11 protein-coding genes and 1 pseudogene are annotated in these 13,176 nt (G+C 67.6%); 9 read left to right on the forward strand and 3 right to left on the reverse strand.

The window, feature by feature from the left end; genetic code table 11:
- Nucleotides 1–8: 8 nt before the first annotated feature.
- Nucleotides 9–1,853, forward strand: a complete 1,845-nt coding sequence (locus GJV80_RS00780) for a long-chain fatty acid--CoA ligase (RefSeq protein ID WP_230207984.1) — start codon at nucleotides 9–11, stop codon at nucleotides 1,851–1,853.
- A gap of 21 nt (nucleotides 1,854–1,874) precedes the next feature.
- Here the strand turns inward: GJV80_RS00780 and GJV80_RS00785 are convergent, their stop codons facing one another.
- Together GJV80_RS00785 and GJV80_RS00790 are read right to left on the reverse strand one after the other, a co-directional pair.
- A complete protein-coding gene (locus GJV80_RS00785; protein WP_230207985.1) occupies nucleotides 1,875–2,591 on the reverse strand; it encodes a bifunctional 2-polyprenyl-6-hydroxyphenol methylase/3-demethylubiquinol 3-O-methyltransferase UbiG in 717 nt (238 codons plus the stop codon).
- The gene (locus GJV80_RS00790; protein ID WP_230207986.1) at nucleotides 2,588–3,619 is read right to left on the reverse strand and encodes a LacI family DNA-binding transcriptional regulator; all 1,032 of its coding nucleotides are present in this window, start codon (nucleotides 3,617–3,619) and stop codon (nucleotides 2,588–2,590) included. The genes GJV80_RS00785 and GJV80_RS00790 overlap by 4 nt, the downstream gene beginning before the upstream one ends.
- Nucleotides 3,620–4,158: 539 nt before the next feature.
- Between GJV80_RS00790 and rhaI the strand changes: the two genes are divergently transcribed.
- The 6 genes and pseudogenes from rhaI to GJV80_RS00815 all read left to right on the forward strand — a co-directional run bounded on the left by rhaI (nucleotide 4,159) and on the right by GJV80_RS00815 (nucleotide 9,966).
- On the forward strand, nucleotides 4,159–5,334 hold the full coding sequence (rhaI, locus tag GJV80_RS00795; protein WP_370518804.1) for an L-rhamnose isomerase: 1,176 nt from the start codon (nucleotides 4,159–4,161) through the stop codon (nucleotides 5,332–5,334).
- A 105-nt stretch (nucleotides 5,335–5,439) separates the two neighbouring features.
- Nucleotides 5,440–5,997 (forward strand): annotated as a pseudogene (locus tag GJV80_RS23425) (class II aldolase/adducin family protein); the annotation flags it as partial.
- A gap of 304 nt (nucleotides 5,998–6,301) precedes the next feature.
- On the forward strand, nucleotides 6,302–7,474 hold the full coding sequence (rhaD, locus tag GJV80_RS23430; RefSeq protein ID WP_230208476.1) for a bifunctional rhamnulose-1-phosphate aldolase/short-chain dehydrogenase: 1,173 nt from the start codon (nucleotides 6,302–6,304) through the stop codon (nucleotides 7,472–7,474).
- Nucleotides 7,471–8,904, forward strand: coding sequence for a rhamnulokinase family protein (locus GJV80_RS00805; RefSeq protein ID WP_154686297.1), 1,434 nt, complete (start codon nucleotides 7,471–7,473; stop codon nucleotides 8,902–8,904). The genes rhaD and GJV80_RS00805 overlap by 4 nt, the downstream gene beginning before the upstream one ends.
- Before the next feature lie 39 nt (nucleotides 8,905–8,943).
- Nucleotides 8,944–9,546, forward strand: a complete 603-nt coding sequence (locus GJV80_RS00810) for a hypothetical protein (RefSeq protein WP_154686298.1) — start codon at nucleotides 8,944–8,946, stop codon at nucleotides 9,544–9,546.
- Between the two features lie 27 nt (nucleotides 9,547–9,573).
- Nucleotides 9,574–9,966, forward strand: a complete 393-nt coding sequence (locus tag GJV80_RS00815) for a DUF427 domain-containing protein (RefSeq protein WP_154686299.1) — start codon at nucleotides 9,574–9,576, stop codon at nucleotides 9,964–9,966.
- Here the strand turns inward: GJV80_RS00815 and GJV80_RS00820 are convergent.
- On the reverse strand, nucleotides 9,924–10,985 hold the full coding sequence (locus GJV80_RS00820) for an alpha/beta fold hydrolase (RefSeq protein ID WP_154686300.1): 1,062 nt from the start codon (nucleotides 10,983–10,985) through the stop codon (nucleotides 9,924–9,926). The genes GJV80_RS00815 and GJV80_RS00820 overlap by 43 nt on opposite strands.
- 99 nt (nucleotides 10,986–11,084) lie before the next feature.
- Between GJV80_RS00820 and GJV80_RS00825 the strand changes: the two genes are divergently transcribed.
- Together GJV80_RS00825 and GJV80_RS00830 are read left to right on the forward strand one after the other, a co-directional pair.
- Nucleotides 11,085–11,732 carry a TetR/AcrR family transcriptional regulator gene (locus GJV80_RS00825; RefSeq protein WP_154686301.1) on the forward strand — a complete coding sequence of 216 codons (648 nt, stop codon included), beginning with the start codon at nucleotides 11,085–11,087 and terminating at the stop codon, nucleotides 11,730–11,732.
- A gap of 34 nt (nucleotides 11,733–11,766) precedes the next feature.
- Nucleotides 11,767–13,158 (forward strand): FAD-binding oxidoreductase, encoded by a 1,392-nt coding sequence (locus GJV80_RS00830; RefSeq protein WP_154686302.1) that lies wholly within the window; start codon nucleotides 11,767–11,769, stop codon nucleotides 13,156–13,158.
- The last annotated feature ends 18 nt before the right edge of the window (nucleotides 13,159–13,176 follow it).

The raw sequence follows: 13,176 nt of genomic DNA on the forward strand, positions 1-13,176 counted from the left end.
AGTCAGCCATGACGTCCACGCAACCGACCCTGGGTCCCTACCGGCCCGACGCGCTGGAGCGGGTGAACGCGCGACCCGCCACGGTTGGGGAGATGTTTCTGCGGCAGGTGGAGGCGTCCGGGCCGCGGGAGGCGTACCGCTATCCCGAGGGGGACCGCTGGGTTTCGCTGACCTGGGACCAGACCAAGGAGAAGGCGTTCGATCTTGCCGCCGGGTTGATCGCGCTCGGTCTCGAACCCGAGGATCGGGTGGCGATCGCCTCGACGACGCGAATGGAATGGGTGCTGGCCGACCTCGGCGTGGTGTGTGCCGGCGGGGCGACGACCACCGTCTATCCCAACACCCGTTCCGGTGAGGTTGCCTACATCCTCGGCAACTCCGGTTCCCGGATGATCTTCACCGAGAACGGCGAGCAGACCGCGAAGGTGCTGGAAGGCCTTGATCGGCTTCCGAACCTCGCCAAGATCATCCAGATCGAGGGCCGCACCGATCACGAGCTGGTGATCGGCTGGGATCAGCTGCTGGAGACCGGACGCGCCTATCGTGCCGAGCACCCGGACGCGGTCGAGACGGCGATGAGCAAGGTGGGACCGGAGAGCCTGGCGACGCTGATCTACACCTCGGGCACGACGGGCGAGCCCAAGGGCGTACGGCTGGTGCACGACAGTTGGACCTATGAGGGCGTGGCCCTGGACGAGCTGGGCCTGGCCGGACCCGACGACGTGCAGTACCTGTGGTTGCCGCTGGCACACTGTTTCGGCAAATTGCTCAGCGTCGTCCAGTTCCAGATCGGTTTCGTCACGGCGGTGGACGGTCGGATCGACAAGATCGTCGATGGTCTCGGAGAGGTCAGGCCGACGTTCATGGCCGGTGCCCCGCGGATCTTCGAGAAGGTCCGGGCCACGGTGATGCTGCAGGCCGGTAGCGGTGTCAAGGCCAGGATCTTCAACTGGGCGTTCCGGGTCGGGCGCCGTACGGTGCCGCACCGGTTGGCCGGGAAGCAGCCGACAGGGTTGCTGAAATGGCAGGCTGCTCTCGCCGATCGGCTGGTCTTCTCCAAGATCAAGGACCGGATGGGCGGCCGGATCCGGTTCTTCGTCTCGGGGTCGGCCGGCCTGAATCGTGAGGTCCAGGAATGGTTCTATGACGCCGGGCTACTGGTGGTCGAGGGGTACGGCATGACCGAGACCAGTGCAGCCAGCTTCGTCGACGATCCCCGCAACCCCCATTTCGGGACCGTCGGGCCGGCGTTGATCGGCACCGAGGTCAGGATCGCCGAGGATGGCGAGATCCTGCTCAAGGGGCCTGGGGTGATGCGCGGCTACCACGACAATCCGCAGGCCACCGCAGAGACATTGGTCGACGGCTGGCTGCGAACCGGCGACATCGGTCACCTGACCGACGAGGGCTGTCTGGTGATCACCGATCGCAAGAAGGATCTGATCAAGACCTCGGGTGGCAAGTACGTCGCACCGCAGAAGGTGGAGGGCGCGCTGAAGGCCGAATGTCCGTACATCAGCCAGGTGTTGGTGCACGGTGAACATCGCAAGTACATCAGCGCATTGATCACCCTCGATCCGGATGCGATGCAGAGCTGGGCCGGTGATCATGATCTGTCCTCGGCCAGTCTCGGCGAGCTGTCCGCCAAGCTCGAGGTGCGCACCCTGATCGAGGGTTACGTCGACCGGGTGAACAGCCAATTGGACCGTTGGGAGACCATCAAGCGTTTCGAGATCCTTCCGGAGGAGCTGACCGTCGAGCAGGGACTGGTCACGCCGAGTCAGAAGATCCGTCGCGCCGCGGTGGAGAAGCGGTACGTCGAGGTGCTGGACTCGATGTACGACAAGGATTAGCCCACTCCGCAGAGCAGCCGGTCAGAGCCAGTGGGCGGCCGTCTTGTCCTCGTCGTGTTCGGGATCGGGACGGCGGTACTCGGCCCGCCAGCGGATCCGGCCATCACCCACCGGGACCGTCTCGACCACCGCGCGTTCCACGCCGTCGACGGCGAAATAGCCGAGCTCGTCCCCGGTCAGCGGCCAGGGCGGATCGTCCGGGACCTCGTCGCCGACCCGAGCGCCGGAGATCACCACCAGCAGCCCGCCGATCCCGACCAGTGAGGCAACCGCGGCCGCGGCGCGCTGGTGCAGCGATGGCGGCAGCGCCTGCACCGTGATGCACTCGACGACCAGGTCGAACGCCTGGCGCCATTCGTCGGGCAGGGCGAGCAGATCGGCCTGCACGTAGTTCACCCGCGAGTCGGGGTAGCGGCGGCGGGCCAGCTCCAGCGCCGTCGGCGCGATGTCGAACGCGGTCGTCTGGAAGCCGCGGGCCGCGATCAGCTCGGCATCGTTGCCCAGCCCACAACCCACGACTGCGGCGCGTTTGCCGGCCGGGTCCAATGGATGGTTGGCCAGCCACTCGATCAACATCGGATTGGGTACGTCGCGGTCCCACGGGACGGCGATGTCGCCGGCCGCTGCCCGGGCGTAGAGCGGCTCGAACCAGGCGGTCGGCTCGTCCGCGGCGTCGGCGAGGTCGCGCAACTGGCGGCGTACGTCTTCCGGAATGCCCCGCGACGGAGGCTCGCTCACCGGGCGCCGACCGTCGACTCGCGCACCACCAGTTCGGGATGGAAGACGACCTGTTCATGATCGACTTCGCCGCCCGACTCGATGGCCTGCAACTCCCGGAGCAGCAACTCCACCGCCGTACGGCCGATCAGTTCGGCCGGCTGCCGGATGGAGGACAGCGGAATCACCGTCGCGGCTGCGAAATCGATGTCGTCATAGCCGATGATCGCGATCGCTCCGGGGACCAGCTGGTGGTCGACCATGGACAACGACTGCATCAGGCCGATGGCCACCAGGTCGTTGGCGGCGAAGATCGCGTCGGGTCGCTCGGCCGCGGGGCGGGTGGCGATCGCCTGCGCCACCGCATGGCCGGCGCTCACCGTCAGGCTGTCGGTTTCGATGATCTCCAGGCTCGCGTGACTCCCGGCGATGGCCTGCTCGGCTCCGGCCCGGCGATCGGCGACCTGGCGCAGCGTCGCCGGTCCGCCGACGAAGGCGATCCGCCGCCGCCCGGCCTGCAGGAGATGTTCGACGGCCATCCGGCCACCGGCGACGTCGTCGACCCACACCGAGGAGTACGGATGGTCCTCGGCCGGACGATCGACCAGGACCGTGGGTGTGCCGCGGCGGCGCAATCGGCCCAGCCGCTCGTAGACGTCGCCGACCGGGGAGATCAGCAGGCCGCGTACCCGTTGCTGTTCGAACAGGTCGAGGTGGGCCGCCTCGCGGGTCTCAGTCTCGTCGGAGTTGCCCAGCAGCACCGACAACTGCTCCTCGGCGGCCCGGTCCTCCACGCCGCGGGACACCTCGGTGAAGAACGGGTTGCCGACGTCGAGCACGACCAGCCCCAGCGTTCGGCTCAGGCCCGCGCGCAGTTGTCGGGCGGCATCGTTACGGACGAAGCCGAGCTCGTCGATCGCCGCCAGCACACGCTTGCGGGTCGGCTCGGCGACCTTCTGGGGGCGGTTGAGCACGTTGGACACCGTGCCGAGTGCCACGCCGGCACGCTCGGCGACGTCCCTGATGCTGACCGCAGGTGAACGTTTCACCACAGGCACATCTTGCCCTAGATCGCCCGGGCCCGGTCCGTTCGGCCCCAAGATGGCGTGGTGCGCCGCCCTTGCCCCGGTCTCGGGCGCGCGGTTGTCGAATCGGTAACACGGGTTACGGTCTTCAGCCCAGCGGGGGCGATTGGCGTTGATTTCGTACCACCAGGTACGAAATCGCGGTTCCTTGGAGTTGAGGGCGTCGATTTGGTAGCACGTGGCATGAATTCGCGGATCCGGGCGGCGGGCGCGTCGATTTCGTACCACGTGGTGCGAATTCGCGGCACCCGCGCGCGAAGGCCGTCGACTTGGTACCACGAGGTACGGATTGGCGGGTCCGCGCGCCAGGAGCCGTCGATTTGGCACCACGGGCTACGAATTCACCCGCATTCGGCGCCGGGCCGGGGACTGCTGTCTGCGGGTCCGAAGCGTCGCCGACCGGGCGGACCGAGGCCGCCAGTTGACGCGCCACCCGAAGCGGCACTAATCTCAGCCGCATCTGAAACGATTCAAGGTTTCAGTGCCGGCGGCTCGAAGGAGAGATGACGACGATGCCGAGCTTTGATCAGATCGCACCGCTGCTGGAAGACCAGGCGATCGAACTGCCGTCCTGGGCGTTCGGCAATTCGGGTACCCGGTTCCGGGTGTTCGGGCAGCCCGGGGTGCCGCGCAACCCGGAGGAGAAGATCTCCGACGCCGCGAAGGTGCATGAGTTCACCGGCTTGGCGCCGACTGTCGCGCTGCACATCCCTTGGGACAAGGTGGACGACTATGACAGGTTGGCCCGCTTCGCCAAGGAGCACGGGGTCGGCCTGGGCACGATCAACTCCAACACCTTCCAGGACGACGACTACAAGTTCGGCAGCCTGGCCCATCACGACAGCCAGATCCGGGCCAAGGCTCTTGATCACATGTACGAGTGCATCGAGATCATGAACGCCACCGGATCGCGCGATCTGAAGATCTGGCTGGCCGACGGCACCAACTACCCCGGACAGGGCGATCTGCGCCGCCGGCAGGACTGGCTGGCCGATTCGCTGAGCAGGATCTACGACCGGCTCGCCGATGATCAGCGGCTGATCCTGGAGTACAAGTTCTTCGAACCGGCCTTCTACCACACCGATGTGCCCGACTGGGGGACCGCGTACGCCCACACCGTCGCGCTCGGCGAGAAGGCCAAGGTCTGTCTGGACACCGGGCACCACGCGCCGGGCACGAACATCGAATTCATCGTCGCCCAGCTGCTCCGCCTCGGCAAGCTGGGCTCCTTCGACTTCAACTCCCGCTTCTACGCCGACGACGATCTGATCGTCGGCGCCGCGGACCCTTTCCAGCTCTTCCGGATCCTGCACGAGGTGATCACCAACGGTGGCTACGGCAAGGATTCCGACGTCGCGTTCATGTTGGACCAGTGCCACAACCTGGAACCCAAGATCCCCGGCCAGATCCGGTCGGTGCTCAACGTCTCGGAGATGACGGCCAGGGCGCTCCTTGTTGATCATGAGGCGTTGGTCGAGGCACAGTCCGCGGGTGACGTCCTCGGCGCCAACCAGGTGCTGATGGACGCCTTCTACACAGACGTACGCTCCGATCTCGCTGATTGGCGGGCCGGCCGCGGGCTGCCGGCCGACCCGATGGCGGCGTACGCGAAGAGCGGTTACGCCGAGCAGATCATCGCCGAACGGATCGGCGGAACCCAGGCAGGCTGGGGCGCCTAGCCCGGTCACGACGGTTGCCGCACCCTTTCCAGCACGCCGCACCGGGTACACACGGTGCAGGAAGCTGTAAGTGGTGCGGCTGCGAGGTGCGGAAGGGATGACGACGTGAACAAGACGGTCCAGGAGCTGCTGGAGCGGTCCAACCGGTTGGGCGCCGACAAGGAGAACACCAACTACGCCGGTGGGAACACCTCCGCGAAGGGCACCGACACCGACCCGGTCACCGGCGAACTCGTCGAACTGCTGTGGGTGAAGGGATCCGGAGGCGATCTCGGCACGCTCACCGAGCCCGGGCTGGCGGTCCTGCGGCTGGACCGGGTGCGCGCCCTGCCCGAGGTCTATCCCGGGATCGACCGCGAGGACGAGATGGTCGCCGCCTTCGACTACTGCCTGCACGGCAAGGGTGGAGCCGCGCCGTCCATCGACACCGCCATGCATGGCCTGGTCGACGCCCCCCATGTTGATCATCTGCATCCCGACTCGGGGATCGCGATCGCGACCGCCGCCGACGGCGAGGAGCTGACCCGGACGATCTTCGGCGACCGGGTCGTCTGGGTGCCGTGGCGACGTCCCGGATTCCAGCTCGGCCTGGACATCGCCAAGATCAAGGAGGCAAACCCGCAAGCGATCGGTTGCATCCTCGGCGGCCACGGCATCACCGCCTGGGGGCAGACCAGTGACGAGTGCGAAGCCAACTCACTGACGATCATCCGCACCGCCAAGGAACATCTCGCCCAGCACGGAAGGCCCGACCCGTTCGGCGCCGTGAAACCTGGCTATAAGGCCCTTCCCGAGGCCGAACGTCGGGCCAGGGCGGCCGTTCTGGCTCCGCACGTCCGGGCCTTGGCCTCGGCCGACAGACCTGTGGTCGGACACTTCACCGACGACCCCGCGGTGCTGGATTTCCCTGTCCCGGCAGGAACATCCGCGGCTCACCGAGCTCGGCACCTCCTGCCCCGACCACTTCCTGCGTACGAAGATCAAACCGCTGGTCCTCGACCTACCGTCCGACGCACCGCTGGAGGATGCCGTCGCCCGGCTGCAGGAGTTGCACGAGCAGTACCGGGCCGACTACCGCGCCTACTACGAACGCTATGCCGATGATGACTCCCCGGCGATCCGCGGCGCCGATCCGGCCATCGTCCTTGTCCCCGGAGTTGGGATGTTCTCCTATGGTGCCAACAAGCAGACTGCGCGGGTCGCCGGCGAGTTCTACCTCAACGCGATCAACGTGATGCGCGGCGCCGAGTCGGTATCGTCCTACGCGCCGATCGACGAGAGCGAGAAGTTCAAGATCGAATACTGGGCGCTGGAGGAGGCCAAACTCCAACGGATGCCCAAGCCGCGCAGCCATGCCGGCCGCATCGCCCTGGTCACCGGATCGGCCAGCGGCATCGGGAAAGCCATCGCCACCCGACTGGCCGCGGAGGGTGCCTGCGTGGTGATCGCTGATCTTGACCGGGCCAAGGCCGAGCAGGTGGCCGCCGACCTCGGCAGCACCGACGTCGCCGTCGGGGTTGCCGCCGACGTCACCGACCCGGCCGCGGTCCGCGACGCCTTCGACGCTGCGGTGCTGGCCTTCGGCGGCGTCGACCTGGTCGTCAACAATGCCGGGCTGTCGATCTCCAAGCCGCTGCTGGAGACCACCGAACAGGACTGGGACACCCAGCACGACGTGATGGCCAAGGGCTCGTTCCTGGTCTCCCAGGCCGCGGCCAGGATCATGATCGACCAGCAGATCGGCGGCGACATCATCTATGTCTCCAGCAAGAACTCGATCTTCGCCGGACCCAACAACGTCGCCTACAGCGCAGTGAAGGCCGACCAGGCCCACCAGGTACGCCTGCTGGCAGCGGAACTGGGCGAGTACGGCATCCGGGTCAACGGCATCAACCCCGATGCGGTGGTGCAGGGTTCGGGCATCTTCGCCGGCGGCTGGGGTGCCCAGCGCGCGAAGGTGTACGGGGTCGCCGAGGAGGACCTCGGCTCCTTCTACGCCCAGCGCACCCTGCTCAAGCGGGAGGTCCTGCCCGAACACTGCGCCAACGCGGTCGCGGTGCTCACGTCCGCCGAACTTGATCACACGACCGGGCTGCACATCCCGGTCGATGCCGGCGTCGCCGCAGCATTCCTGCGATGACCGGCAACAGCCCGCCGGTCTTCGTGGCGATCGACATCGGCGCCTCCGGCGGGCGGGTGATCGCCGGCTGGCTCGCCGATGGCCGGATCACCAGCGAGATCCTGCACCGCTTTCCCAACGGCCCGATCCAGACCCCGACCGGACTGCGCTGGGACCTGACCGGGCTGCACCAGCAGGTGATCATCGGACTGACCGAGGTGGCGCGCCGGCACCCGAATGTGATCAGCATCGGGATCGACACCTGGGCCGTCGACTACGGCCTGCTGGATGCCCAGGGCCGGCTGGTCGAAGAACCACACAGCTATCGCGAGGCCCGGACTGCCGAAGCCGTCGCCGCGGTCCACGGCCGGATCCCACCCGAGGAGCTGTATACGATCACCGGGCTGCAGTTCCTGCCGTTCAACACGATCTACCAGCTGGTCGCCGAGCAGTCCTGCCCCGCCTGGGGCACCGCGGCGCAGGTGGTGCTGCTGCCGGATCTGCTGGCGCATCAGCTGACCGGACGGCTGGCCACCGACGTGACCAACGCCTCCACCACGGCGCTGCTGCACGCCGGCACCCGCGACTGGTCGGATCGGCTGCTCGAGGTCGCCGGCCTCCGCCGCGACCTGCTGCCGCCGATCGAACCGCCCGGCAGCGTACGGGGCCGGATCACCGAGGCCGTCGCCGAGCAGACCGGACTCTCGCCCGACGTCGTGGTCACCACAGTGGGAACCCACGACACCGCCTCGGCGGTCGCCGCCGTCCCGGCAACCGGACCGAACTTCGGCTACGTCTCCTCGGGAACCTGGTCACTGGTCGGCATCGAGACACCCGAGCCGATCCTCACCGAGGCGAGCCGGCTGGCGAACTTCACCAATGAGGCCGGCGTCGACGGCCGGATCCGCTACCTGCGCAACGAAGGCGGGCTCTGGCTGCTGCAGGAGTCGCTGCGGCAGTGGACCGTCGACGGCCTGGACCATGATCTTGGTCAGCTGCTGGACGACGCCGCGAAGCTGCCGGCCGGTGGCCCGCTGGTCGACGTCGGCGCGGAGGAGTTCATCGCACCGGGCGACATGCCGGCCCGGATCATCCGGGCGTGCGTGTCCGCCGGCGGGGCCGTGCCGCGCCACCCGGCAGGGATCACCCGCTGTGTTCTGGACTCGCTGGCGGCGGCGTACGCGAAGACCGTTCAGGAAGCGGCCGAATTGTCCGGCCGGACGGTCGACCGGCTGCACATCGTCGGCGGGGGATCACAGAACGAACTGCTCTGCCGGCTCACTGCCGAGGCCACCGGTCTGCCGGTGATCGCCGGGCCGGTTGAGGCGACCGCCTTGGGGAATCTGCTGGTCCAGGCGCGCACCCACCGGATGATCACCGGGACGCTGGAGGACCTTCGGCGGATCGTCGCCGCGTCCAGCAGCCTGACCACCTACCAGCCGGCCGGCTGATCGGCGTCCGGTCTCCGGGCGGCGCTCTATATTCGACCCATGATCACCCAGCAGCGGCTGGACGAACTCTGGGATTTCGGCAACGCAGCGGCCAGCGAGCAGCGGCTGCGCTCGGCGGCCGACGAGGCGACCGGCGACGAACGCTGCGAGTACCTCACCCAGGTTGCCCGCGCTCTCGGCCTGCAGGACCGGTTCGACGAGGCCCGGACCACCCTGGACGGCATCGTGTCCGATCACCCCGCCGTCGCCACCCGGATCTCCCTCGAACGGGGCCGGGTGGAGAACTCGGCGGGTGACACCGGTGGTGCCCTGCCGTACTTCCGTGCGGCGGCCGACCTGGCGCAGCGACACGACCTGGAGTTCCTGCAGATCGACGCCCTGCACATGCTGGCGATCAGCGACGTCGATCATGAGCCGGACTGGACCGCTCAGGCCGTACGGCTCGCGGCGGCTTCCAGCGACGAGCGCACCAGACGCTGGCTGATCTCCCTGCACAACAACCACGGCTGGACGCTGTACGACGCCGGCGATCGGGACGGCGCGATCGCCGAGTTCGAGCTGACGCTGGAGTTGGCCGAGGCTCTCGGCACGCCGACCCAACAGCAGTACGCCCGGGAAGCGCTCGAGGAGGCGCGGAATTGATAATCCAGCGCTGCTGTTGTGGCTCCCATGACCGAAGCATCGACCGACAGACCGATCAAGGTTCCCGGCCCGCATCATCCGATCACCGTCGAGCCCAGCTCCGATCGGGTGACCGCAACGGTGGACGGCTCGACGATCGCTGACTCGACGGCGACGCTCACACTCGCCGAGGCCGGATATCCGGTCGTCCGGTACTTCCCACGAGCCGACGTGGAGATGAGCCTGCTCGAGCGGACCGATCATGCGACGTACTGCCCTTACAAGGGAGACGCGTCGTACTTCACGATCCGCACCGGAAATGCCTTGCTGAAGAACGCTGTCTGGACCTATGAGCAGCCGCACGAGGCTCTCTCGGAGATCGCCGACTACGTTGCGTTCTACTCCGATCGCGTCGAGGTGGTCGCTGCTCCGACCCCGTGACGGGCGGCGATCCGGCGGATCTCGGTCGCCAGCAGGTCAGGATGTTCGCTGGTGGTCAGGTGGCCTCCGGGAAAGGTGCGAACCTCGACCCGGGGAGCACGGATCCGGGTCGCCGGTAGCTGGCGGTGTTCGTAGGCGTCCTCCTCACTGCCGCCGACGTAGAGGGCGACCGAGCCGTCCAGCTCACGGTCGATCGCGGCGAGATCCCAGCGCTCGGCATGCCGCTTGTGCTCCCGGAGGAAACCGGCGGCATTGTGGGCGAAGGCCGCGCCGTCCCGTCGAGTGATCGCCGACCACATCTGGGCGATCTCCTCCGACTCCGGACGGTAGTCACGCGAATACATCTGCGCTCGCCGCATGGACACCTCGAACGGGCGCAACGACGCCTGCCACTGCCGCATCCCCAAGGCGCCGATCCGGCTGCGCAACAGCGGAGTGCCGAGCCACGGGTGGCTGTGACGGTCGGCGAACAGGCCCCCGTTGATCATGAATACCGCGGTGATCCTGGTCCCGGCCGCTCCGGCCGGCTCGTCCAGCTGTCGCCGCAGCAGTTCGAGGACGGCCAGCGACGTGTAGTCGAAGGTGACAACGACTGTGTGCCGGACATCGTGGTGTCGCCACAGGGCCTGGACAAGATCTGCACGTTCCATCGTCGAGTACGGATAGTCCCGCGGCTTGTCCGAGTCGCCCTGCCCGACGGGTTCGACGTAGAGGCGTGGCGTGGGCTCGTCGCCGAGCAGCCGGTCGACCTGTGCCCAGCCGTAGGACCCATCGGGGAACCCGGGCAACATCGTCAGCCACACCGCATCCAGTGCTGTCCCGCCCGCCGGTGCAGCGATGCGCTCGAACACCTGCACCGCGTTCCGGGCCGCTGCATCGGCCGACCCGGGGTGGGAGGCCGGCGCCACGTGACGGGCGCTCGGGTCGTAGCCGACCCGCCGTCCGCCGGCGAACCACTCGTCGGCGGTGACCAGCTGGCCGCCCCGGGGGGCAGCCGTCGTCGGTTGCTTGTCATTCATCAGAATCTCCTCGACATCAATTGGTGGACACCGTCCACTCCGAAGTGGACACCGTCCACTTTAGTTGTGCAAGTGGACGCTGTCCACTAATTTGTGATCATGACCGATGCAGCGGCACGCACAGCAGGGCGACGTCCACGAGGGGAGGTGCGGGACGGGCTGATCAAGGCCGGACTCGAACTGGCCCGCGCCGGCGGTCCGGACGCCGTCGTGCTCCGCGAGGCGGCCCGGACAGTGGGCGTGGTGCCGAATGCTGCGTACCGGCACTTCTCCGACCGCGAGGAGCTGCTCGCCGCAGTGTGCGCGGCCGCGATGCGGGAGCTGGCCGCCCGAATGGCGACCGAGGTCGGCCGGATCCGGGGCAGGTACGGCGACGCGGCGGCTGCCGGTCGGAGGTTGCGGGCGATCGGTCGGGCCTACCTCGAATTCTCCGACACCGAACCGGGTCTGTTCGTCACCGCGTTCGCCGTGCCGCAGCGGCACGCTTACCAGAGGGCCGACGACAAAACGGATCGGTATCCGCTGCCCCTGGACCAATTGCGCGCGGTACTCGACGAGCTGGCCGACGCCGGCGTCCTCCCTCCGCGACGACGGGCCGATGCCGAGTATCCGATCTGGGCCACCATGCACGGCCTGGCCGTACTCACCGGACAAGGCCCGCTGCGCGACGTCCCGGCCGCGACCCGCCGCCATCTGGAACGGGTCACCCAGGCATTCATCGAGGGCGCCATCCGTCAGTCCATCTGACCCGGCAACCCCTGGTCCCGCATAGGGTGGCGCTGTGCACGAGCTGGAGTCCGGACTGACGACACTGACCGGGTGGGCGCGAACCTCGCCCTCGGCGTCAAGAGTCGTCGCTCCGACCGACCTGGCCGGCCTACGACGAGCCCTGGCGCAGGCGCGACGGGACCCGCAGCGGCGCGGACTGATCGCCCGCGGCCTCGGGCGCAGTTACGGAGACCCCGCGCAGAACGCCGGGGGCACCGTGCTTGACATGACCACGCTGAACCGGATCCATCGCGTCGACCGTGACGCGGAGACCGACCACGGCATCGCCACGGTCGATGCCGGTGTCTCCCTGGACCAGCTGCTGCGCACCGCCGTCCGGTTCGGCCTGTGGCTGCCGGTGATGCCCGGCACCCGGCAGGTGACAGTCGGCGGAGCCATCGCCTTCGACGTACACGGCAAGAACCATCACACCGCGGGAAGCTTCGGCAACCACGTCCGCTCAATCGACCTGCTCACCGCCGACGGCGAACTTCGCACCGTCACCCCCGACGGTGAGGATCGTGATCTCTTCTGGGCGACCGTCGGCGGCATGGGGCTGACCGGGATCGTCGTTGCGGCCACGCTGGCGCTGCGCAAGGTGGAGACCGCCTACTTCGTCGTGGACAGCGACCGGACCGCCGACCTCGACGAGACGATCAGCTTCTACAGCGACGGGCGGGACGAGAGCTACGACTACTCGATGGCCTGGTTCGACTCGATGTCGACCGACTCCCGGCTTGGCCGGGCGGCGTTCTCCCGCGGGTCGATCGCACGTGTTGATCAACTGCCGGCCACATTGCGCAGGGATCCGCTGCACTTCGACGCACCACAGCTGGTCAGCCTGCCGGACCTCTTCCCCAACGGGCTGGCGAACAAGATCACCTTCGGGATGATCAGCAACCTCTGGTACTACAAGACGCCGAAGCGCAGACGCGACCAGATCCAGAATCTGACCAGCTTCTACCATCCGCTGGACCTGATCGGGGAGTGGAACAGGGCGTACGGTTCTCGCGGTTTCCTGCAATACCAATGCCTGCTGCCCTTCCAGCGCGATGATCAACTCAGGGCGATCATCCGCCGGATCGCCGGATCGGGCCAGGTGTCCTTCCTCAACGTGCTCAAGCGGATGGGTGAGGCGAACCCTGCACCGCTGTCCTTCCCGCGGCCGGGCTGGACGATCACCACGGACTTTCCGATCGGCCCGGGACTCGGCCGGCTCGTCGCTGATCTCGACACGATGGTGCTCGAATCAGGCGGCAGGCTCTATCTGGCCAAGGATTCCAGGATGACTCCGGCAATGGTCGAGCGGATGTATCCGCGACTGGACGAGTGGCGCAGGATCAGGGACGCCGTCGACCCGGATCGGATCTTCGTCTCCGATCAGGCCCGTCGGCTGGGGATCTGACCGGCTTCTGTGAAGATG

The organism is Microlunatus sp. Gsoil 973, from assembly GCF_009707365.1.
GTDB lineage: Bacteria > Actinomycetota > Actinomycetes > Propionibacteriales > Propionibacteriaceae > Microlunatus.